This is a genomic window from Nocardiopsis sp. KDC1DS13DA1 (assembly GCF_055632325.1).
In genome coordinates this window covers 160,620-182,027 of the sequence record NZ_JBVMUY010000025.1, presented here as the reverse complement: position 1 = coordinate 182,027, position 21,408 = coordinate 160,620, and the positions used below count along the sequence as shown (strand labels likewise).

The following is a 21,408-nucleotide window of genomic DNA, read 5'->3' as shown; positions in this document are numbered from 1 at the left end:
GCCATGCGCCCCGCAGGGAGCGTGAGCCCGCGGGGCAGGACCGTGAACACCACCCTGGAACGGATACCCACCAGCGATGAACACCTGGAACACGCGCGCCGAGACGCACGCTGACGTCCGCGCCGTCCGCGCGGTCAACCGCGCCGCCTTCGACACCGACGCGGAGGCCGACCTCGTCGACGCCCTGCGCGCCGACCCGTCCGCGTGGATCGACGGCCTGTCCCTCGTCGCCACCGACGGGAACGGCCGCGTCGTCGGCCACGCCCTGCTGACCCGCTGCCACATCGGCGAGGCACCGGCCCTGTGCCTGGCCCCGTGCGCCGTACGGCCCGATCTGCAGGGCGGCGGCGCCGGGTCCGCGGTCATCCGTGCCGCGCTCGCGGCCGCCGTGGCCAAGGGCGAGCACCACGTCGTCGTCCTGGGGCACCCGACCTACTACCCCAGGTTCGGCTTCACCCGTGCCTCCGCCCACGGCATCCGCCTGAGCGTCGACGTCCCGGACGAGGCCCTCATGGCCCTCTCCCTGGACACGGAGCACCCGTTGCCCGGCGGAACCGTCCGCTACGCCGCGCCGTTCGGCATCTGACCCGCGCCCGGGGTGCGGGGGCGTGCGGGCGCCCCGCACCACGGCCCGGGGCGCCCGCGCGCCCCGGGCCCGCACCGGGTCAGGCCAGCCAGCGGTTGGTGATCGGCAGCCGCCGGTCCCGGCCCAGGTTGCGCCGGGTGATCTTGGGGCCGGGCGGGTACTGGCGGCGCTTGTGCTCGGCCCGGTCGACCAGACGGACGACGTGCCGTACCAGGTCGGGGGCGAAACCGGCGGCCGTCAGTGCGGCGACGCCCTGGTCGGTGCCGATGTAGGCGTCGAGCAGCCCGTCGAGCACCTCGTAGTCCGGCCGCTCGGGGGCGGGTGCGAACACCCCCCATCCGCTGACCGGCCGCCGCTCCAGGGAGGCCTCCGGGATCGGGGGCAGCCCGTCCGGCCCCGGCTCCTGGGCGTTGCGCCAGCGGGCCAGCTCCCACACCAGGGTCTTCCAGCAGTCCTTGAGCGGTGCGTACGCCCCCACCCCGTCGCCGTAGTGGACGCACGATCCGGTGGCCAGCTCCGTCTTGTTGCCCGTCGCCAGGATCAGGTGCTCCTCCTGGCGGGACAGGGTGCTGAGGAGCGCGCCCCGCGCCTGTGCCCGGAGGTCCCGCCGCCCGGCCTCGTCGTCCACGGCGACGGTCGAGTCCAGCGCGTCGACCAGGCGGTCGAGGCGGTACAGGCGCCTGGTGAGGCTCTGCCGCTTGATCAGCTCCTCGGCCTGCTCCAGCGCCCCGCCGTCGTCCTCTCCGACCGGCGTGACCAGGGCGTGGACGTGGGCCGCGCCGACGGCGTCGGCCGCGATCGTGGCCGCCAGGGCGGAGTCGGCACCGCCGGAGACGGCCACCAGGACCGAGCGGAAGCCGTTCTTGCGCACGTGGTCGCGGACACCGGTGACGAGCGCGGTGTAGACCTCGCCCAGGTCGTTGAGGGGGTCCCGGCGCGGCGTGAGGACGGGGGAGCGGGACTCGTAGGGCGCGGGGGGCTGGTCCGAGATCGTGTGGCGGACGACGCGGAAACCGCCCGCCTCGGCCGCTTCACCGGCCCCCTGTTCCGCCCGGGGCAGGGCGACGTCGGTGACCAGCAGCTCCTCCTCGAACTGCGCGGCCCGGGCCACGAGCTCACCGTCGGCGTCGACGATGAGGGAGTCGCCCTCGAACACCAGGTCGTCCTGACCGCCGGTCATGTTGACGTAGGCGATGGCGGCGCCGATCTCGCGTGCGCGCCGCTGGCACAACCCGAGCCGCACGTCGTCCTTGTGCCGCTCGTAGGGGGACCCGTTCAGGGTGATGAGCATGCCCGCTCCGGCCTCGGCGGCGGCCCCGACGGGTCCGCCGTCCTGCCAGAGGTCCTCGCAGATGGCGAAGGCGATGTCGACGCCGTGCAGCCGCAGTACCGGCAGCGTGTCGCCCGGAACGAAGTAGCGGAACTCGTCGAAGACGCCGTAGTTGGGCAGGTGGTGTTTGGCGGAGACGAGTCGGACCCGCCCCCGGTACAGGACGGCGAGCGAGTTCTGCGGCGCGCCGGAGGGCTGACCGAAGCGCGGCCCGCGCCCCTGCCGTCGGTTCAGGAATCCGATGACCGTCGGAAGGTGTCCGAGCCCCTCGGCGTCGAGGCGTTCGGCCAGGTTGTGGGTGGCCTTGGTGGAGGCGGAGACGAAACCGTCCCGCAGGGCGAGATCCTCGACCGAGTATCCCGTAACGACCATCTCGGGAAACACCGCGAGATGGGCTCCAGCGTCACTCGCCTGACGAGCGTAAGCGACGACGCTGTCGCAATTTCCATCCAGATCACCCACAACTGGGTTGACCTGTGCCAGAGCTATACGAAGTTGTACCACGGTGTGAACCGTAGCGAATGAGTTAACACGGGCGCAACATGTCACATTCGCATAACAAGGGAAAACGAGAGACGAAGTCGCACGCCAGGAGGGCAAGGACGCCTCTCGCCGGACGGCACGGGGAATGATGTGGACCACAAGGTTTCCTTCCGGTTGGACGCCCGAAGAACCCCGGACCAAAGGAGTGACCACCCTCACGCGAGCGACGCCACAAACATCGCCGGGCAACCGGAAAGCCCCTCCCGGAGGGTGTTCGAGAGGCGCCCGACATCCCCGCGGGCGAACCCGCGAAGGTGGCCCAGGGCACACTCGGCGCGAAATAAGGACATGTTCTACCGAATCGTGTTCGGAAGTGACCTATCTTGCATGTCGGGCGTTTTTCCCTTTATCTGGTCGGGGCCCGTTCACCGTGCGGTGAAGCGGGCGCCACCCCATGGCAACGAGTTCGACGACACTGTCACTCCCCGTCGCGGAGCGAACGCGGACAGGTCGCAACGGGCTCGTCGCCCCGCCCTGCCCCGCGGACACGAACCGGTCGCGGAGCGAGACAACGCCGTCTCCACCGACGACGAAGGGACCTCCCCCTGTGGAAGCCATCAGTTCCGGCATCGGCACGTTCAACGACGTGTTCTGGGCCTACCTGCTCATCCCCCTGCTGCTCCTGCTGAGCCTGTACTTCACCGTGCGCTCCAAAGGGGTGCAGTTCCGGCTGCTCCCCGACATGTTCCGCGCGATGCGGGGCGACCCCGGCCTCACCTCCGACGGGAAGTCGATCTCGGCCTTCCAGGCCTTCGCCGTCTCGGCGGCCGCCCGCATCGGCACCGGCAACATCGCCGGTGTGGCCACCGCGATCGCCCTGGGCGGCCCCGGCGCGGTCTTCTGGATGTGGGCCATGGCGCTGGTCGTCGGTGCGGCGAGCTTCGTCGAGTCCACCCTCGCCCAGCTCTACAAGGTCGGCGGGAAGGAGGGTTACCAGGGTGGTCCCGCGTACTACATGGAGCGCGGGCTCGGCTCCCGGTGGATGGGCGTGCTCTTCGCCGTCATCATCACGGTGACCTTCAGCCTCGTGTTCAACAGCGTGCAGAGCAACACCATCTCTGCCGCCATCGGCAACTCGGTCTCCTCCGCCACCGGCGCGGAGGCCGCACCGTGGCTGCCGTACGCGGTCGGCGTGGTCATCGCCGGTGCCGCCGGCGTGATCATCTTCGGCGGCGCCCGCCGGATCGCCGGGGCCGCGACGGCGCTGGTGCCCTTCATGGCGGCGGTCTACGTCCTCATGGGCCTGGTCATCGTCGTGATGAACATCGGTCAGATCCCCGCCGTGGTCACCGACATCGTCATGCACGCCTTCGGCCTGCGGGAGATCGCCGCGGGCGGCATCGGCACCGCGATCGTGCAGGGCATGCGGCGCGGGATGTTCTCCAACGAGGCGGGCCTGGGCTCGGCGCCCAACGCCGCCGCCAGCGCCGCGGTCAGCCACCCGGTCAAGCAGGGCCTCGTGCAGACCCTGGGCGTCTACTTCGACACCCTCGTCGTCTGCTCCACCACGGCCTTCATCATCCTGCTGTCCGACCCGACCTACACCGCGGAGGCCGGTCCGACGCTGACGCAGAACGCGCTGGAGGCCAACCTGGGCCCCTGGGCGCTGCACCTGCTCACACTGATCATCCTGCTGGTGGCGTTCACCTCGGTGCTCGGCAACACCTTCTACGGTGTCTCCAACGTCGCCTACCTGACGCGGAACCCGTCGGTGATGATCGGCTTCCGGGTCGTGGTCGTGGTCGTGACCTTCCTCGGCGCGATCGGCTCCGGCGGCCTGGTCTGGAGCCTGGCCGACACCACCATGGGCCTCATGGCCCTGGTCAACCTCGCCGCACTGGCCTTCCTCGCGCCGACCGCGTTCCGTCTGCTCGACGACTTCGTCCGACAGCGCCGTCAGGGCGCGGACCCGGTCTTCACCAAGGAGAGCATGCCCGACGTCACCGGCGTCGAGTGCTGGGACCAGGAGGACCTGGAGCGCATCGGGCGGGCGGGCGACAGGGTCTGACCCACCCCGTTCCCGAAGAACCGTCCCGGGCGGGTGACCCACCCTCACCCGGCCACGCGCCCGGACGGTCCACGGTGATCCACACGGAGGGGGCGGCGCCGCGGCGCCGCCCCCTCCGGCGTCCCCGCGCACTCACCCGGTGAGGGTGCCGGTCGGGATGTCCCACGCGTCGATGGGGACCGCACCCGTCCGGTAACCGCGCGGGTCGAGCAACTGACCGCTGAGCTTCATCGTCCACAGCGCGACGGCCCGGTCGCCGACGACGAGGGCGGGCGCGGTCCGCACGAGGTCGGCCTCGAAGCGCTGGGCGTCCTCCACGGACCGGCTCCAGGCGACGACCAGCAGGTTGTGCCGTCCCGTCACCCCGGCGCACAGGCGTACCTCGCGCATACCGGTGATGCTCCGCGCCGCGTCGGCGACCTGGTCGGGCGGCACCCTGGCCCAGACGATCACGGCGACCGGCCACTCCGAGAGCGGTCGGGCGACCTCGCAGCGGGCCTGCACCATCCGGGCGGCGAACAGGTGGCGGACCCGGCGGCGCACGGTGTCGGGCGTGCTGTCGCACAGCTCGGCGAGCGCCGTGTAGGGGGCCCGGCCGTCCTCGGTCAGCGCCACGACCAACCGCCGGTCGAGCTCGTCCGGCTCCCGGCCGGGCCTCGGTTCCGGAGCCTCCCCGGCCAGCGCCTCCACCTGCCGGGACGTCAGTGCCCGGAACCGCCACCGGCTGCCCTCGGTGAACACCGTCCCCGCGAGGTGGGTCCGGCTGGACCGGACGCCGGGCATCGTGTCCAGCGCCCCCACGACCCACCGGGACAGCGCGCCGACGTCCCCCGCCATGACGGTGAGCACCAGGTCGCGGTCGCCCGTGACGTGCTCGACCGCGGAGACGTGCGGCAGCCGCGCGAACGCGCGCGCGACCGGGAGCAGCTCGCCGCTCACGCAGTCCACCTCCACGAACGCCAGGCACCCCGACCCGGACAGGCCGGTGCCCGGCCCGCACGTCACCCACGCCGCGCCGCGCTCGTGGAGCCGCTGCCAGCGGCGCGCGACCGTCGCCGCGTCCAGTCCCAGGACCGCCCCGATCCGGGACCAGCTCGCCCGGGGCGCGACCTGGAGCGCGTGGACGAGCGCCTGGTCCACGTCGTCCATCACGCGGTTTTCCAGCATCTGATGTCCCCCGGTGCGCTTTTCCGGTAATCCTGAACCACTTTGTACCTCTTCCTCCAGTGTGGCGGCAACGATCACACGATCCGCGAGGGGGACGTCGTCATGTCGATGACCGCACGGGCCGAGGGCCTGCGTGAGGAACTGGTGGAACTGCGCCGGGCGCTGCACCGCGAGCCCGAACTCGGGCTGCACCTGCCCACAACCCAGCGCAGGATCCTGGACGCCCTGGAGGGCCTCCCGCTGGAGGTCACCACCGGGACGTCCCTCAGCTCGGTCACGGCCGTGCTCCGGGGCGGCCGTCCCGGCGGCGCCGTCCTGCTGCGCGGCGACATGGACGCCCTCCCCGTCCAGGAGACGGCGGACGTCCCCTACGCCTCGGCCGTCGACGGCCGGATGCACGGCTGCGGCCACGACCTGCACGTGGCCGGGCTGGTCGGGGCCGCCAGGCTGCTGTGCCAGGTCCGCGAGGAGCTGCACGGCGACGTCGTGTTCATGTTCCAGCCGGGTGAGGAGGGGTACGGGGGCGCGCCGCGCATGATCGAGGAGGGCGTGCTCAAGGCCGCGGGCAGGCCCCTCGACGCCGCCTACGCGGTCCACGTGGCCTCCTCCCTGCTCCCGGCGGGCGTGGTCGCCACCAAGCCGGGCGTGGCGATGAGCGGATCCGACGTGCTGAGGGTGGCCGTGCGCGGCGAGGGCGGACACGGATCCGCTCCGCACCTGGGCCGGGACCCGGTCCCGGCGGCGTGCGAGATGGTCACCGCGCTCCAGAACCACGTCACCCGGACCTACGACATCTTCGACCCGGTCGTCGTCACCGTCGGGCGGCTCGCCGCGGGCACCCAGAACAACGTGCTGCCGCACCGGGCCGAGTTCGAGGCCACCGTGCGCTGCTACTCCGAGGCCAACCACGCCCGGCTCCAGGAGAACCTCCCCGCGCTCGTCCGGGGGATCGCCGCGGCCCACGGCCTGGCGGCCGACGTCGAGTACGAGGTCCAGTACCCGCCGACGGTCAACGACGACGCGGAGGCCGCGTTCGCCCTGGAGACCGTCCACGACCTGTTCGGCGAGGCGCACGGTTTCGTGTCCCCGGTCCCGGCCTCCGGTTCGGAGGACTTCTCCTTCGTCCTGCGCGAGGTGCCCGGCGTGATGCTCATGGTCGGCGCCACCCCGCCGGACGCCGACCCGGCCACCGCCCCCGGCAACCACTCCCCCGACGCGCGCTACGACGACTCCGTCCTGCCCGCCCAGGCCGCCCTGCTCGCCGAACTGGCCGTGCGCCGCCTCACCCGGACCGCCTGAGTCCGTCCCACATCCCCCGACACCGACGAAGGGTGCCAACCGTGAGTGAGCACGAAGCACGGACCGACCGCTCCCCGGACCCGTCCCCGCCGCCCGCGCCCCCGGCGGCGCGGGGCGTGGTCGCCGTGGTGGGGCTCCTGGTCTTCTTCGAGTTGACCAGCGGGATCCTCCAGGGCTCCATCGCTCCCCTCCTGCCCTCCCTCCAGGAGGAACTGGACGTCTCCAGCACCCACCTGCACTGGATCGTCGCCGTGCAGTACCTGACGGCCGCGGTGAGCGTCCCGGTGTTCGGCCGGCTCGGCGACCTGTACGGGTACCGGCGCATGCTCCGGGTGTCCCTGCTGTGCGTCGCGACCGGCTCGGTCGTCGTGGCGCTCGCGCCCAACCTCGCGGTCCTGCTGGTCGGCCGGGCGCTGCTGGGACCGCTCGCGGCACTGCTGCCCCTGGAGATCGGTCTGGTCCGCGACCGGCTGGAACCCGAACGGAGCCGCCGCGCCATCGGACTGCTCGTGGGGTCGCTCACCCTCGGCGGGATGCTCGGCAGCCTCCTGGTCGGAGTCGTCCAGACCGTGGTCGGCGACGTGCGGATCACCCTGGGCCTGCTGGCCGCCGTCGCGGTGGGCTGCCTGGCGCTGTCCCACGCGGGGATCCCGGAGGCCCGCACCCGCGCCCGCGGTCGGATGGACTGGACCGGCGGCGCCCTGGTCGGGCTGGCGCTGGTCACGCTGCTGGGCACGATCTCCCAGGCCGAGAGCTGGGGCTGGGGATCGCCGATGGTCTGGGGCGGCTTCGCCCTGGCGGCGGTGCTCGTCGTCTGGTGGGTCCGGGTGGAGCTGCGCTCCGACGACCCGCTGGTGGACGTCCGCGCGGTGGCCGCCCCCGTCGTCGCACCGCAGTACGCGGCGGGGTTCACCCTCGGTCTGCTCCTGCTCGGCGGGCAGAGCGTCCTGGTCGTGTACCTGGCCACCTCGCCCGGGACCGCCGGATACGGGTTCGGGTTGAGCGTCCTGCACATCGGCCTGTGCGTCACGCTGCCGAGTGTGACGGCGTTCGCGGGTGCGAGTACCGTCGCGCCCCTGGCGACCCGGATCGGCTACCGCCGCGCGGTTGTCCTGTCCTTCGCCCTGATGGCCGCCGGTTGCGTCGGCTTCACCCTGTTCTGGAGCTCGCTTCCGGCCTTCCTGGCCTGTCTCGCGGTGACGGGGCTCGGCTTCGGCCAGGCGCTCGGCGCACTGCCGACCCTGATCGTGGAGGCCAGTCCCGCCGACCGGTCGGGGAGCGCCACCGCGGTGTACAACAACGTCAAGACGCTGGGCGGCAGCGTGGGCGGCGCGGTCTTCGCCGCCGTGCTCGCCGGCTTCGTCACCGCCGGAACGGACACGCCCTCCCTGGGCGCCTACCAGGGGGTGTGGGTCCTCATGGCCGCCGTCGCGCTGGCGACGGCCGTCCTGGCGGGGCGCACACCGCGGACCGTGCGGGCACCGGCCGCACTGGGCTGACCCGGCCGCGGCGCGGCGCCCCCCGGGTTCCTCCGAGGGGGCGCGCGCGTGTCCCACGCGTCCGCCGCCGGGGATGAAGATTCCCTCATGCTGGTTTCATCCGGGCACTCTCCGGCGTCGGGCATGCTCAGGCCATATGAGATCACCGCTGCTGTTGCTGGCGGGCGCGGTGCTGGCGGCCGTCCTGGTCGTGGGCGCCGTGTTCGCCTGGGCGTCGTCCACCCCCGGGACGGAGACGCGCCCGCCGGAGGAGGTCGTGGTCGGCGAGTCCCCGGAGGGCGCCGCCACCCCCTCCGCCGACGACGACGTCGTCGCCCCTCCCCCTCCCGTCACCGACGAGGCCGAGGCCAGCGCCTCCCCGGAGCCGTCGACCCCGCCCCCGCCGCCGTACACCTGCGACGACGATGACGACTGCGACGGAGACGACGAGGCGGACGACTGGGGCGACGATGACGACTGACGCACGCTCCGGCGCGTCCCCCTCGGCCGGGCCCCCGGACCACCCGGCCGGCCCCGCCTCCGACGACTGCTCCCGCACCCTCGTCCTGCGCGGCCCCCTGCCCGACGTCCCCCAACGCCGTCGCGTCCCCGCCCGGCTGCTGATCGTGGCGTGGGTGGTCACCCTGATGGCGGCGGTCCTGGTCCTGGTCACCACCGTCACGTGGAGCGCGCTCACCGCGAGCGCCGACGCGGGCGTCGACCGGGCGCTGACCCAGGAGACCGCCGAGTTCCGCGAGTTCGCCGCCGTGGGTGTCGACCCGACCACCGGCGAGCCCTTCACCGACGTGTCCGCCCTCATCCGGGTCCACCTGGAGCGGCAGTACCCCGACGAGGCCGAGATCCTCTTCGGCTGGGTGGCGACGGACTCCGGTCGGATCCGCCAGGGACAGGAACCGCCCTTCGACGTGTCGGCCGACCCCGAACTGGTCGCCCGGGTCCTCGACTCCCCCCACGCGCGCGGAACCCTGGACACCCCGGCCGGACCCATGGAGTGGGAGAAGATCCGCGTCCTCCCCCCGGCCGGGCGGGACGGGGCCGGGGGCTGGTTCGTCATCGGGTACTTCACCGAACGCGGCGCGGCCGAGACCGCCGACACCACGCGCACGGTCGCGCTGGTCAGCCTGGTCGGCCTGCTCGCCGCGAGCACGGCCGCCTGGTGGGTGGCCGGAAGCATCCTCAGGCCCGTGCGGCTGGTCCGCCAGGCCGCGGCGGAGATCACCGAGGAGGACCTCACCCGCCGCATCGAGGTGTCCGGCCGGGACGACATCGGCGCCCTGGCCGAGCAGTTCAACCACATGCTCGACCGCCTGGAGGGTGCCTTCCTCGACCAGCGCCGCTTCCTCGACGACGCCGGACACGAGCTGCGCACCCCCATCACCATCGTGCGCGGACACCTGGAGCTCATGGGCGACGACCCCGAGGAGCGGCGCGAGGTGGTCCGCCTGGTCACCGACGAACTCGACCGGATGGCGCGCATCGTGGAGGAGCTGCTGCTGCTCGCCAAGGCCCGGCGGCCCGACTTCCTCCGTACCGAGGAGGTGTCGCTGGCCGAGCTGACCAGCGACATCGACGCCAAGGCCCGACAGCTCGGCGACCGGGACTGGCGGTTGGAGTCCGTGGCGGAGGGGGTGACCGCGCTCGACCCCCAGCGGGTCACCCAGGCGGTCGTGCAGCTCGCCGCCAACGCCGTCCGGCACACCGAACCGGGCGACACCATCCGCGTCGGCTCCTCCACCAGCGGCACCGACGCGCTGTTCTGGGTGACCGACCACGGACCGGGCGTCCCGCCCGAGGAGCACGGCCGGATCTTCGAGCGGTTCGCCCGCGGCGGCACCGCGCGCGCCGACCGGGGCGCCGGTCTCGGGCTGGCCATCGTCCGCGCCATCGCCGAGGCGCACCACGGCCGCGTGGACCTGCGCTCCGCGCCCGGTGCGGGCGCCACCTTCACCCTCGTCATCCCCACAGGAAGGGAGCACGTGTGAGTCGCGTCCTGATCGTCGAGGACGAGGAGCGGATCGCCTCCTTCGTCCGCAAGGGCCTGTCCGCGAGCGGGTTCGCGGCGACCGTCGTCGGCACCGGGTCGGAGGCCGTCGACTACGCGGTCACCGGCGGGTTCGACCTCATGCTCCTCGACCTGGGGCTGCCGGACTCGGACGGGTTCGACGTGCTGCGGCGGGTGCGGTCCCTGGGTGTGGACATCCCCGTGGTCATCCTCACCGCGCGCGACGGTGTCCGCGACACGGTGACCGGGTTGGAGATCGGCGCCGACGACTACGTCACCAAACCGTTCAGCTTCGAGGAGCTGCTGGCCCGGGTGCGCCTGCGGCTGCGTTCGGAGCGGCCCGCGGACACGACGGTGCTGCGCGCGGGCGGGCTCGCGCTGGACCTGCGTACGCGCAGGGTGGACGTGGACGGTACCGCGACGGACCTCACCGGACGGGAGTTCGCCCTGCTGGAGCTGCTCATGCGCCACCCCGACCAGGTGCTGTCCCGGCAGCAGATGCTGTCGCACGTGTGGGGCTACGACCACGACCCCGGGTCCAACGTGGTGGACGTGTTCGTGCGGGCGCTGCGGCGCAAGGTGGGCACGGAGCGGATCGTGACCGTACGGGGCATGGGGTACCGGCTGGTCCGGTGACGCGACGGCGGCGGCACCGGCGGGCCCCGGATGAACATTCCCTCATCCGGCGCTCATCGTCACGTCACGGTCGGCCGCCAGGGTGGTCACCATGATCTGGTTCGCTCTGGCGGTCGACCTGGCCGCGATCACCGTTCTGGCCTACGTCCTCTACTTCCGCCGCCACGGACGGCGGGACCTGCTCCTCGCCTACGTCGCGCTGAACACCGGGATCTTCGGGATCGTCGCGATGCTGACCCAGCGCGAGGTGGGGCTGGCGGTCGGGTTCGGGCTCTTCGGCGTGCTGTCCATCCTGCGCCTGCGCTCCGACACGATCAGCCAGGGCGAGATCGGCTACTACTTCACGGCGATCGCGCTCGGCCTGGTCAACGCGGTCGCGGCGGACTCGCCGTGGATGCTGCTCGGGATCGACGCGCTGCTGCTCACGGTCATGTTCGTGGTGGACAGTCCACGGCTGCTGCCCCGGGAGGAGCGGCGCGTCGTCACGCTGGACGTGGTGCACGAGGACCCGGTGTCGCTGCGCCAGGACCTGGAGGCCCGACTGCGGGGCCGCGTCCGCCGGGTGGACGTCACCGAGATCGACTACGTGCGCGACCTCATGGTGGTCGACGTCCGCCTCAGCGCTCCGAGGCCCGACCGCGCCCCCTCCGGGCCGTCCGCACGGACGGCCGTGTTCCCCTCCCCGGCCCGGGCGGGGCGCCGGTGAACCCGCTCCCGCCCGCGCTGGACGGCCTCGGCGGCCTCCGGCCGGTGTCACTGGAGGAGGTCGACGCGCGCGCCGCGCTGGTGGCCCGCTCCTGCCGCAAGTACCTCGTGCCCACCCGCCTGGTGCACGCGGTCTTCGCGGGGGCGGCGTCCCGGTACGGCGTGCTGACCATCGACGGCCGCGGGTCCTTCCTGTACTCGTCGGCCTACCTGGACACCCCCGGGCTGGGCACCTACCACGACCACCGGCAACGGCGGAGGCTGCGGTACAAGGTGCGGGTGCGCACCTACGTCGACACCCGCACCCGGATGTGCGAGGTCAAGCTCAAGGGGGCCCGCGGCGGGACCGACAAACGGCGCGCCGAGCACCCGGGGCCCTCCGACCGGCTGACGGAGCGGGACCGCGCGTTCGTGGACGGCACGCTGCTCGGGTACGGGCTGGAACCGCCGGCGGACCTGGTGACGAGCGCCGTCACCGACTACCGCAGGACCACGCTCGTCGCGGACTCCGGCACGGAACGGGTGACACTGGACACCGACCTGGTCGGGTACCGCGGCGGGCGCTCCGTACGGATGCGGCCGGACGTGGTGCTCGTGGAGGTCAAGACACGCGGCGGGCTGACCGCGACGGAGCGTCGGCTGCACGGGCACGGCCTGCGCGAGGTGGGTTTCAGCAAGTACGCGGCGGCGCTGGCCGCCCTCGAACCGGGGCTGCGGGGGAACCGGTGGCGCCGCGCGATGCGCGCCTGCCTGGAGCCCGCCGCCGGCGCGCCGGAGCGGCCCGAGGCCGGGTGACGGCGCCACGGCGCCACGGCGCCCGAACACGGGCCGAAGCGAAGCGGCAGGCCCAGAACGAACACAGCGAGGTTTCACGTGAAACCCCCACCCGCCGGACCGTCGCGACGGCCGCGCCCGTCACACGGAGTAGCCGACCACCCCCATCATCCCGGCCTCCCCGTGGTACACGTTGTGGCAGTGCGTCATCCATAGCCCGGGGTTGTCGGCGTCGAAGTCGCACGACAGCGTCTGACCGGGCAGCAGGATCACCGTGTCCTTGCGCGGACCGTCCTCCCCCACCTGGAAGTGGTGCCCGTGCAGGTGCATGGGGTGCCACATGTCCGTCGCGTTGGTGAACGTCAGCCGGACCCGCTGGCCCTCCACCACCCGGAAGGCGTTCCCGGTGGGGTCCTCCGGGTCGTGGCGGCGGCCGTTCAGTCCCCAGTCGAAGTCCGCCATCCCGCCGGTCAGCTCGATCCGGTGCTCGACGTCGGGGGCGGCGTCGGGCAGGCGGGCCCCCTCCTCGGCGGTGAGGTCGGTCGCCACGATGACACGCCCCTCCAGCTCCTCGGGGCGCGTGTCGGGCTCCGGAGCCGACCCGCCGCCGGTGCGTACGACGGCGAAGGCGGCCCGCCCCTTGCCCTCGGCCAGCGCCACCAGGGGGAACGCGCCGTCCTCCAGGGTGAGGAGCACGTCGAAGCGCTCACCCATGCCGATCAGCAGCGCGTCGGCCTCCCGGTGGTGGACCGGGTACCCGTCGGTGTGGGTGACGGTCATCGCGTGACCTCCGAGCGCGACCCGGAAGGCGGTGTCGCCGCCCGCGTTGACGAACCGGACGCGCACCCGCGCGCCCGGAGCCGCCGCGAAGGTGCGCGGGTCCCCCGCCGGACGCCCGTTGACCAGGTACTCCGGGTAGTAGACGTCCCCGGCGTCCCCGCCCAGGTAATCGCTGGTGGCACCCATCAGCGTGCGCCCCATGCGCATCGGGCCGTCCCCGTCGCCCGAACCGTGGCCGCCGTGGCCCGAACCCCCGTCCATGCCGCCGCCCATGCCCTGGAGCAGCTCGTCCAGGACGTCGTCCGGGGTGCCGTCGACACCGTCGAGCCAGTCGTCGAGGACGATCACCCACTCCTCGTCGTAGGAGAGGGGTTCGTCGGGGTCCTCGACGACGAACGGCACGTACAGCCCCCGGTCGAGCTGGGTGCCGACGTGCGGGTGGAACCAGTGGGTGCCGGGGTTGGCGGCGACGAAACGGTAGGTGAACCGCTCCCCGGGGGCGACGGCGTCCTGGGTCAGGCCGGGGACGCCGTCCATGTCGTTGCGCAGGGCCGGGCCGTGCCAGTGCACGCTGGTGGGGTCGGGCAGGTCGTTGACGAGCTCGGCGACCACGGTGTCACCCGCGCTGACCCGCAGTTCTTCCCCGGGCACGGACGTGCCGTAGGCCCAGGTGGCGACGGTCGCGCCCGCGAGGTCGAGGGTGGTGGGGGCGGCGGTGAGGGTGACCCGGTGCTCGCGCCCGGTGGCGGAGCGCCCGTCCTCGACGGCGCCGACGCGGGCGTCGTCCGGGGTGATGAGCGAGGCGCGGGAATCCCCGCCCCCGCCCGAACAGGCGCCGAGGAGGACGGCGCCGCCGAGGGCGGTACCCCCTCCGACGAAGGCGCGGCGGCTGATTCCGGGCACGCGGAAGGCGGATGCGGACATGGTGGAACGACCTTTCGGTTGACGGATCCGGAGAACGCCTGGGGGGCAGGCGGCTGCTAGATCCGCAGAACCGAGAGCTCGGCGAGATCGGGGGCGCGGGGCAGTGCGGCCGACCACCGGTCGGCGCGGGGGACCGCGCGGGTGGGCGGCGGAGGCAGCACGGCGTCGGGTACCGGTGCGGGCGCGGGCAGGTCGGGGTCGGGGTGCACGGTCCAGCAGGCGGGCGCGTCGGCCGAGCAGTCGGCCGGGCCCGCGAAAAACGTGTCCACGTGGGCGGGGGCCGCCTGCGCCGCGACCACCGGGACCAGGGCCGTGCCGCCGTGCAGCGGATCGTCGTGGACGACGGCGGGCGCCACGGGCCCGACCGGTACCGCGGGGACGGCCGGAACCGCGTGCGCGACCGGCGCACCGGTACCGTCCGGGCCGGGCGGGTCCCACTCGCCGGCCCCGTGGCGGGCCAGGACCAACACCACCACGACCGCCGCGAGCAGGGCGAACGCCCAGCGCATCGTCGCGCGCACGGTGTCCCCTCCCCCCGGTGGCCGGGCACTGTCGGCCCGCTTTCCCGCGAACATACCACCGAGGGGTATGGGCGCGGTGCCGGGTCGGGGAATGGGAGGGAACACCGTCCCGTGTCCGACCGGGACGGTGTCCCGTACGGGGGATTCCTCAGGGCGTGACGATCGCGAAGTTCGGGTCGGGGGCGTCGAGCACGTCCACGAGCCGCCGGAGCGTGCCGAGGTCGCCGGTGTGGTCGACGTCGCCCAGCTCCTCACCGGAGATCAGGCCCAGCAGCTTCCTCCTGGTGAGGCGGAGGGTCAGGTCGGCGTTCCCGTCGTCCGCGCCGTCGGTCCTCCAGTGCACGAACGCCCCGTTGGACAGCTGGGTGCGGTAGCGCTCCCCGAGGTCGGTGAACTCCCAGTCGACGGTGAGCGGGTTCCGGGCCGCCTTGGGCCCGTCGACGCGGATGCCGATGAGGTCGAAGACCTGGGTGACGGTGAGCGCGGCCGTCATGCCGGCGAAGGCGAGCGCCGTCGGTGTCACGCCCCGGCGCAGCTCCAGGGCGCCCATCAGGTAGCAGTTGCGCCAGGTGGCGTTCTGCGCACCGAAGCCGAGCCGCTCGAAGACGGACGCCAGGAGCTCCCGGGCACCCTCGTGCCCGGGGTCGGCGAACACCGCGTGCCGGAGGAGCTGGGCGGCGAAGCGGTCGTCGCCGTCGTCGGCGTAACCGCGCGCCTTGTCCAGCACGGCGTCGACCCCGCCGATCGTGTCCACGTACCGCTTGGCGGTCTCCTGCGGAGGGTGCTCCCACAGCGATGCGGGGTGCCCGTCGTACCAGCCCAGGTAGCGCTGGTAGACCGCCTTGACGTTGTGGGAGAGCGAGCCGTAGTAGCCGCGGGTGCTCCAGACCCGGTCCAGGTCGGGCGGCAGCGTCAGCTCCTCGGCGATCTCGGCTCCGGTCAGGCCCCGGTTGAGCAGGCGCAGCGTCTGGTCGTGCAGGTAGCAGTACACGTCGCGCTGCCGCGTCAGGTACTCCACGGCCCGGTCCCGGCCCCACGTGGGCCAGTGGTGGGAGGCGAACAGGACGTCGGTGTCGTCGGCGAAGAGCTGGATCGCCTCGTTGAGGTAGCGCGACCACACCCGGGCGTCGCGGACCACGGCCCCGCGCAGGGTGAGGATGTTGTGCATGGTGTGGGTGGCGTTCTCTGCCATGCACAGGGCGCGGCGGTCGGGCAGCAGGAAGTTCATCTCCGAGGGCGCCTCGGTGCCCGGGGTCAGCTGGAACACCAGGCGCACCCCGTCGACGGTCTCCTCCTGACCGGTGCGGGTGACGTCCACCGTCGGCGGGACCAGGGCCGGTTCGCCGTGGGAGGCGCCCTGCCCCAGGCCCATGCCGACCATCCCCCGGGCACCGACGTCCAGGAACGCTCCGGAGTAGTACATGCCGCGCCGCAGCATGGCCGGTCCCGCGTAGACGTTCTCCTGCACGGCGTGCGCGGTGAAGCCCTCCGGGGCGAGGATCGGTACGTCGTCCCGGTCGGGGTCGATCACGCCGAGGACGCCGCCGAAGTGGTCGATGTGGGAGTGCGTGTAGATGACGCCGGTGACCGGTCGCTCGCCCCGGTGCTCGCGGTACAGGCCCAGGGCGGCCGCGGCCGTCTCCCGCGACACCAGCGGGTCGACCACGACGACCCCGCGGTCGCCCTCGACGAGCGTCATGTTCGACAGGTCCAGGCCCCGGACCTGGTAGACGCCGTCGGTGACCTCGTACAGCCCCTGGCGCGCGCAGAGCTGGCTCTGCCGCCACAGGCTCGGGTCGACGGTGTCGGCACACTCCCCGTCGAGGAAGGCGAAGGCGTCGTTGTCCCAGACCACGGCGCCCTCGTCGTCGCGGACGACGCCGGGGGCGAGGGCGGCCACGAACCCGCGGTCGGCGTCCTCGAAGTCGCTTCGGTCCTCGAATCTGAGCTCGGTCACGTTCTCCCCTTCACAGGTCGTCCGGGACCGCGGACACGGGCCCGGCCCCTCCCCATGCTGGTTCGGGGCGGCCCACGGCCTCCTCAGCCGACACCCAAGAGGACGGCAAGACCCGGTCGGGAACGGTACGGGGATTCAGCCCTGGTATGAGGAGTGGAGGGCGCTGAGCAACGCCGACCACTCGGCGATCTGCTGGCTGACACCCGTAGAGTTCGAGAACAAGAAACCGAGCATCGTGGCCTGAGAATCAAGAAACTCGCCTCCACCGAACCCAGTACATGCCAAGGTGGGTCGGTCGGCCATGACAGCCTTCCCAGATCAGATGACTCACCTCCAGGCCACTGTCCTGACCCCTTTCAGACACCCTCCACACCACTACCGTTCAAGGTCAGGGTCCTTCTGCAAACCCCGGTTCGGTCGACCACCGTCGGGGGGTGACTTCCTGGTCTTCGGGGGAGCCAGCTTCTGCTGGGGGCTTTGCGCGGTCTTGGTGTCTTTCATCGCTTCCAGATAGTTCCTGCGTTCTTCTGGAGTGGCGGAGAAGTACTCCTGTGGACTCGATGGTAGTTTGGTGTTGTCCACACCTCGCCGACCCGCCATGAACACCTGCTTTTGTAGCTTCTGGCACCAGGTGTGTTGGGAGAGCTGCTTGGCCTGTCCCTCATACGCCACCGGCGCGATCTGGTCAGCGTCGGCGTACAATGCCAGCATTGTCGGGGCCGTGTGCCCGTTCAACTCACCGCGACGTATAATCTCGCCCGCGTGGCTCCAGTAATCAGAAATCCATTCCCGCGCCTCTTGCTGTGCGAACGGGAGGCCACGGTGCTCTTTCAGAAAATTTGCCGCTTCGGGGGTGCGAATCCATCTTCCGTCGACCCCGCGTTCGTTCACATATAGATCAACACCCGACCTATCCGTGACAACAATGCGGGAAATGTCCGCCGACCCCTCAAGGGCCTCGACAGTTTTTGGGACATTATCATACGCTTCGTCATGGGATTGCAAGGAGGTCCATCGCCCCTCGCCAGAGTACAGGTAGCGCCCAACAGAGTCTAGTCGACTGCGCTTACCGTTGACCGCCAGCGCAGAAACTTCAACCGTGTAGCCCGCACCTTCTCTGTTTGCGAAACTCTTGGCATTGTTTACCACCATCTCGGTGTTCCGAAAGGTGCCCTCAAGGAGGATGCTGTACCCTTTTTTCCTGGCGCAGTCCAGGCTCATGCCGATCCACCGACCCGATGCCTGCGCCGTGACTTCGGGCATGACCCCAGGGTTCTCTTCCATGACTCGGTCAAAGTCAGGGTGGTACTGCCTCAGCTCATCTCCGATGAGATTAATTACGTTCGGATACCGACGAGTCAGCGAACTTGCGGCCTTCGTTTTTCCCGCTGCCGGCTGAGCTCCGACAAGCGCAAGAACGATCCTTTATTTCGCTGGCTCATGGCCAGAGAAAACGTGCCTCGTTACATATTTTTTGAACCTATGTTCCAGTTCTTCTTTTTCAAGGGTGTAGCGGTATTCATTTTCCACTCAAATACCTTTCAATTTCTTGAGCTCACCCTCAAGTTCGCGAATCTGAGCGACCATCTCCTTGCGACTGTCATAGCTAAAGTTTTTTTGTTTTTCCCTGACTCCGAAGGCTTTCTCGAGGAAAGCTTCACTTTCTTCTGCCGAGGGGGCGGTTTCGGACAGATGGATGTATTTTCCACTGAGTCGCGTGGCCGTTTCGTTCAGTACGTCAGCGACGATGCTGATGGGGGTTGCGGGATCCAGCATCCTGTCAGAATAATTGGTCATGAAATTCTCCTTCTTTGAAGCTTGATGAAAAGCGTGCCTAGTGTATCCTTGGCAGAGATCGATTGCTAGGGCGTACTGCACAGAACCCGCTCCTCCGTGATCCCGGCCCGAATGGTGAACCTTCCCGGGGCGTTTGGAGTTTCTCGATCTGCGCTGTGAACTGCGGTTCTAGAGGGTGTCTGAAAACGGCCAGGACGGCGCGGACTGGAGGTGAGTCATCCGATCTGGGAAGGCTGTCATGGCCGGTCGACCCGCCTATCCACGAACCTGTCGGATACCGAGTGGGAGCTGATCGCCCCTCTCGTCCCCGCCCAAGTCCGACGGGCGCCCCGCCCTGCACGAGCGGCACGAGATCGTCAACGCCCTGACCTACTGGGTGCGGGCCGGGTGCGCCTGGCGGCTGCTGCCCCACGACTTCCCGCCCTGGCAGCCGGTCTACCACTATTGGCGGCAGTGGCGCGTTGGGGGCCGCTGGGAGCAGATCCTCCAGCTGCGTGAACGCGAACGTAAAAAGGATCGGACGCCACCCACAACCCAGCGCGGGCGCCATCGACTCCCAGAGCCCGAGGACGACCGATGGCGGGGGCCTGCACGGCTATGACGGCGCCAAGAAGGTCCGCGGTATCAAGCGTCGACCTGCTGGTCGACACCCTCGGCACCGTCCGGGCCCGCGGGCACGGGCCCGGCCCCTCCCCATGCTGGTTCGGGGCGGCCCACGGCCTCCTCAGCCGACACCCAAGAGGACGGCAAGACCCGGTCGGGAACGGTACGGGGATTCAGCCCTGGTGTGAGGAGTGGAGGGCGCTGAGCAACGCCGACCACTCGGATGCGGGCACGTGAAGTCGCCGCACCTGACCGGAGCGGGTTCCGAAACGCCCACCGGGTTCGTGCGTGACGCACAGGTGCGCGCCGGTACCGGTGCCTAACCTCTGAGGGCGTCCGTCAGCGCGGTGGCGCTGGGGTGTCCGCCGAGATCCGCCACGAGGCTGAACAAGCGCGATCGGGTGTTCGCGCGCAGCGACCCGGGCGGGACGGTCTCCAGGACGGACATCCCCAAGGCGGTCGCGCTCTCGGCGTCTTGTCCGGCCGCGTGGGCACGGGCGAGGATCGCCGTGGCCGCCGCCCACCCCGGAGAGCCCACCCGCTTCAACCGGATCGAAGTCTCGGCGTGCCGCTCGGCCTCCGCCGGATCGTGGCCGACGAGGGACTCGGCCAGGTGCTGGTGGAACTCGGCCCGGTCGAACCCGAACCGTCCCGGCTCCTCGCGGTCGGCGGCGTCCATGTGCCGCCGGGCCTGGGTGATGGCTTCGTCGAGCCGAGGTCGGTCGCCGAGGGCCGCCAGCGGACGCAGTCGGCACCAGGCGGTGATCTGGGCGCGCCGGAGTTCGTCGTCGGCGAACTCCGCGGCCTGGTCCGCGAGTTCCAGGGCCTCGGTGTGGCGGTCCTGGGCCATGGTCACCATGGACTGGGCGCCGAGCGCCCACCCGGCCAGTCGGCGTTCGCCGAGGTCTTCTCCCACCCTGGCCGCGGTGCCGAAGTGGATGAGTGAGGCGGGAACGTCGCCGGTGTGGTGGGCGAGGCTGCCCAGGAGGCCGGACAGCCAGCCGACGACGCGGCGCACGTCCGTGGAGGTGGCGCTGCCATCGATGAGCAGGGAGCGGCAGCGGGCGACCTCTGCGGCGAGCACCCGCGGCGGGTAGTCGCTGTAGCGGGCGGCGTAGAACTCCACGGCGCGCTCGGCGAGATCCACCGCACCGGCGCCGGGGCCGTTCAAGGCGATGCTGTCGGCGACCGCGGTGAGGTCTGGGTAGGCATCGGGCTGCATGGGGCCCTCCTGTCGCGGGTGCGGTGTGAGGTGACCGTACCAACCCGAGGGGCCGCCGGGCAGTGCGAAGCCCAGGTGCGTCAGGGGAACACCGTAGATCCTCGTCAGCGCGTGCGCGTACTCCGCGCTGGGGCGCGCGGAGCCGTGTTCCCACCGGCAGAGCATGGCGGTGGTCAGGCCGGGCACGGCCAGCTCGTCGGAGCGGTACAGCTCGCCGACGGCCTCGACGACGTGGGGGCGCGACCACCCGTAGGCGAGACGCCACGCCTCCAAAGGCGAGATGGGCAGGTGCCGGGTGATCTCGGCGGCGATGGCCGCCACGGGCACGCCGCGGCGTTGGAGGTCAGCGCGGATGCGGGAGGCGTCGCGGGCGAGTTGGGCGCGGATCTGGCGGCTGATGGTGACCAATCCGGCTCCCGAGGGTCGGAACGAGGGTCAGGGACCGCACGGTAACCCGGGGTGAGGTGTCCGGGCCATTGCCGCGCGAGGCAATGTTCGCTCACCCATGACGGCATTGATGCGCTCACGTGTGCGGGCGTCTCCTGGAAACAACCCCCGGGACACCGCCCGGGGGTTGGGAAGGAGAACGGCATGACGGCAACGGACGCGGCCCCGACCATGACCCGTGACCCCCGACAGTTCGTCGAGCCCGAGGTGTGGGACCGGCAGATCGCCCTGCTCACCCGGGACCACCCCTGGGACAGCGTGATGGCCAACCGGTGCTTCGGGCAGGCGGTCGCCTACCTGGTCACCGCGATGGAGAAGTGGGGCCAGGGCCTGGAGATCGGGTGCGGTCCGCTCGTGGACATCGCCGTGCACGGGTTCATCCTCGACACCGTGAACTACCGCGAGTTCTGCGCGAGGTGGTTCGAAGGCCGGTTCCTGGAGCACGTCCCCGAGATCGCGTTCAAGTACGACGGGACGGTGGAGCGCACCGCCCGCGTCATCGAGGCCAACGGGTTCGCGGTGGACTGGCCACTGTGGGACCGGGACGCCGCCAAGTGCAGCCCGTGCGCCCCGGGGAGCGACTGTCACTGATGCCCTGAGGTGGCCGG

General features: G+C 71.3%; 18 protein-coding genes and 1 pseudogene. 11 read left to right on the top strand and 8 right to left on the bottom strand.

Going from position 1 to position 21,408, the window contains the following annotated elements:
• The first annotated feature begins 76 nt into the window (after window positions 1–76).
• Entirely contained in the window at window positions 77–586 is a 510-nt protein-coding gene (locus tag ACTVAJ_RS17050) for a GNAT family N-acetyltransferase (RefSeq protein WP_470389148.1), read from the top strand.
• Window positions 587–665: 79 nt separating this feature from the next.
• Here the strand turns inward: ACTVAJ_RS17050 and nadE are convergent, their stop codons facing one another.
• Window positions 666–2,420: an NAD(+) synthase gene (gene nadE / locus ACTVAJ_RS17045; RefSeq protein WP_470389147.1), complete on the bottom strand. Its 1,755-nt coding sequence runs from the start codon at window positions 2,418–2,420 to the stop codon at window positions 666–668.
• 586 nt (window positions 2,421–3,006) lie between these two features.
• On the opposite strand from nadE, the gene ACTVAJ_RS17040 reads away from it, so the two are divergent.
• Window positions 3,007–4,467: an alanine/glycine:cation symporter family protein gene (locus ACTVAJ_RS17040; RefSeq protein ID WP_470389146.1), complete on the top strand. Its 1,461-nt coding sequence runs from the start codon at window positions 3,007–3,009 to the stop codon at window positions 4,465–4,467.
• 132 nt (window positions 4,468–4,599) lie between these two features.
• Here ACTVAJ_RS17040 and ACTVAJ_RS17035 read toward each other — a convergent pair whose 3' ends face one another.
• Window positions 4,600–5,634 (bottom strand): Lrp/AsnC family transcriptional regulator, encoded by a 1,035-nt coding sequence (locus ACTVAJ_RS17035; protein ID WP_470389145.1) that lies wholly within the window; start codon window positions 5,632–5,634, stop codon window positions 4,600–4,602.
• A 102-nt stretch (window positions 5,635–5,736) separates the two neighbouring features.
• Between ACTVAJ_RS17035 and ACTVAJ_RS17030 the strand changes: the two genes are divergently transcribed.
• From ACTVAJ_RS17030 to ACTVAJ_RS17000, 7 genes are all read left to right on the top strand, one after another.
• Window positions 5,737–6,933: a M20 metallopeptidase family protein gene (locus ACTVAJ_RS17030; protein WP_470389144.1), complete on the top strand. Its 1,197-nt coding sequence runs from the start codon at window positions 5,737–5,739 to the stop codon at window positions 6,931–6,933.
• A 41-nt stretch (window positions 6,934–6,974) separates the two neighbouring features.
• Window positions 6,975–8,432: an MFS transporter gene (locus ACTVAJ_RS17025; RefSeq protein ID WP_470389143.1), complete on the top strand. Its 1,458-nt coding sequence runs from the start codon at window positions 6,975–6,977 to the stop codon at window positions 8,430–8,432.
• A 136-nt stretch (window positions 8,433–8,568) separates the two neighbouring features.
• Entirely contained in the window at window positions 8,569–8,892 is a 324-nt protein-coding gene (locus ACTVAJ_RS17020; RefSeq protein WP_470389142.1) for a hypothetical protein, read from the top strand.
• Window positions 8,882–10,414 (top strand): sensor histidine kinase, encoded by a 1,533-nt coding sequence (locus ACTVAJ_RS17015; RefSeq protein WP_470389141.1) that lies wholly within the window; start codon window positions 8,882–8,884, stop codon window positions 10,412–10,414. The genes ACTVAJ_RS17020 and ACTVAJ_RS17015 overlap by 11 nt, the downstream gene beginning before the upstream one ends.
• Complete coding sequence (locus ACTVAJ_RS17010; RefSeq protein ID WP_470389140.1) at window positions 10,411–11,070, top strand: response regulator transcription factor; 660 nt, start codon at window positions 10,411–10,413, stop codon at window positions 11,068–11,070. The genes ACTVAJ_RS17015 and ACTVAJ_RS17010 overlap by 4 nt, the downstream gene beginning before the upstream one ends.
• A 91-nt stretch (window positions 11,071–11,161) precedes the next feature.
• Window positions 11,162–11,776 (top strand): DUF4956 domain-containing protein, encoded by a 615-nt coding sequence (locus ACTVAJ_RS17005; protein ID WP_470389139.1) that lies wholly within the window; start codon window positions 11,162–11,164, stop codon window positions 11,774–11,776.
• The gene (locus ACTVAJ_RS17000; RefSeq protein WP_470389138.1) at window positions 11,773–12,570 is read left to right on the top strand and encodes a polyphosphate polymerase domain-containing protein; all 798 of its coding nucleotides are present in this window, start codon (window positions 11,773–11,775) and stop codon (window positions 12,568–12,570) included. Before ACTVAJ_RS17005 ends, ACTVAJ_RS17000 begins: the two co-directional genes overlap by 4 nt.
• 120 nt (window positions 12,571–12,690) lie before the next feature.
• Here the strand turns inward: ACTVAJ_RS17000 and ACTVAJ_RS16995 are convergent, their stop codons facing one another.
• From ACTVAJ_RS16995 to ACTVAJ_RS16975, 5 genes are all read right to left on the bottom strand, one after another.
• Window positions 12,691–14,232, bottom strand: a complete 1,542-nt coding sequence (locus ACTVAJ_RS16995) for a multicopper oxidase family protein (RefSeq protein WP_470389188.1) — start codon at window positions 14,230–14,232, stop codon at window positions 12,691–12,693.
• 77 nt (window positions 14,233–14,309) lie between these two features.
• The gene (locus ACTVAJ_RS16990; RefSeq protein ID WP_470389137.1) at window positions 14,310–14,774 is read right to left on the bottom strand and encodes a hypothetical protein; all 465 of its coding nucleotides are present in this window, start codon (window positions 14,772–14,774) and stop codon (window positions 14,310–14,312) included.
• A 148-nt stretch (window positions 14,775–14,922) separates the two neighbouring features.
• The gene (locus ACTVAJ_RS16985) at window positions 14,923–16,731 is read right to left on the bottom strand and encodes an alkyl/aryl-sulfatase (protein ID WP_470389136.1); all 1,809 of its coding nucleotides are present in this window, start codon (window positions 16,729–16,731) and stop codon (window positions 14,923–14,925) included.
• A gap of 375 nt (window positions 16,732–17,106) precedes the next feature.
• On the bottom strand, window positions 17,107–18,153 hold the full coding sequence (locus tag ACTVAJ_RS16980) for a zeta toxin family protein (RefSeq protein WP_470389187.1): 1,047 nt from the start codon (window positions 18,151–18,153) through the stop codon (window positions 17,107–17,109).
• A 108-nt stretch (window positions 18,154–18,261) separates the two neighbouring features.
• Window positions 18,262–18,528 (bottom strand): hypothetical protein, encoded by a 267-nt coding sequence (locus tag ACTVAJ_RS16975; RefSeq protein ID WP_470389135.1) that lies wholly within the window; start codon window positions 18,526–18,528, stop codon window positions 18,262–18,264.
• A gap of 316 nt (window positions 18,529–18,844) precedes the next feature.
• On the opposite strand from ACTVAJ_RS16975, the pseudogene ACTVAJ_RS16970 reads away from it, so the two are divergent.
• A pseudogene (locus ACTVAJ_RS16970) lies at window positions 18,845–19,129 on the top strand (transposase); the annotation flags it as partial.
• Between the two features lie 321 nt (window positions 19,130–19,450).
• On the opposite strand, the gene ACTVAJ_RS16965 reads toward ACTVAJ_RS16970, so the two are convergent.
• Window positions 19,451–20,761 (bottom strand): helix-turn-helix domain-containing protein, encoded by a 1,311-nt coding sequence (locus ACTVAJ_RS16965; protein WP_470389134.1) that lies wholly within the window; start codon window positions 20,759–20,761, stop codon window positions 19,451–19,453.
• A gap of 183 nt (window positions 20,762–20,944) precedes the next feature.
• On the opposite strand from ACTVAJ_RS16965, the gene ACTVAJ_RS16960 reads away from it, so the two are divergent.
• Window positions 20,945–21,391 (top strand): glycine-rich domain-containing protein, encoded by a 447-nt coding sequence (locus ACTVAJ_RS16960; protein WP_470389133.1) that lies wholly within the window; start codon window positions 20,945–20,947, stop codon window positions 21,389–21,391.
• Window positions 21,392–21,408 lie beyond the last annotated feature (17 nt).

Bases quoted from the DNA above. Each gene is read 5' to 3' on its own strand.
- ACTVAJ_RS17050 (WP_470389148.1), top strand. From the start codon at position 77: ATGAACACCTGGAACACGCGCGCCGAGACGCACGCTGACGTCCGCGCC.
- ACTVAJ_RS17035 (WP_470389145.1), bottom strand. From the start codon at position 5,634: ATGCTGGAAAACCGCGTGATGGACGACGTGGACCAGGCGCTCGTCCAC.
- ACTVAJ_RS17030 (WP_470389144.1), top strand. From the start codon at position 5,737: ATGTCGATGACCGCACGGGCCGAGGGCCTGCGTGAGGAACTGGTGGAA.
- ACTVAJ_RS17020 (WP_470389142.1), top strand. From the start codon at position 8,569: ATGAGATCACCGCTGCTGTTGCTGGCGGGCGCGGTGCTGGCGGCCGTC.
- ACTVAJ_RS17015 (WP_470389141.1), top strand. From the start codon at position 8,882: ATGACGACTGACGCACGCTCCGGCGCGTCCCCCTCGGCCGGGCCCCCG.
- ACTVAJ_RS17005 (WP_470389139.1), top strand. From the start codon at position 11,162: ATGATCTGGTTCGCTCTGGCGGTCGACCTGGCCGCGATCACCGTTCTG.
- ACTVAJ_RS16975 (WP_470389135.1), bottom strand. From the start codon at position 18,528: ATGACCAATTATTCTGACAGGATGCTGGATCCCGCAACCCCCATCAGC.
- ACTVAJ_RS16960 (WP_470389133.1), top strand. From the start codon at position 20,945: ATGACGGCAACGGACGCGGCCCCGACCATGACCCGTGACCCCCGACAG.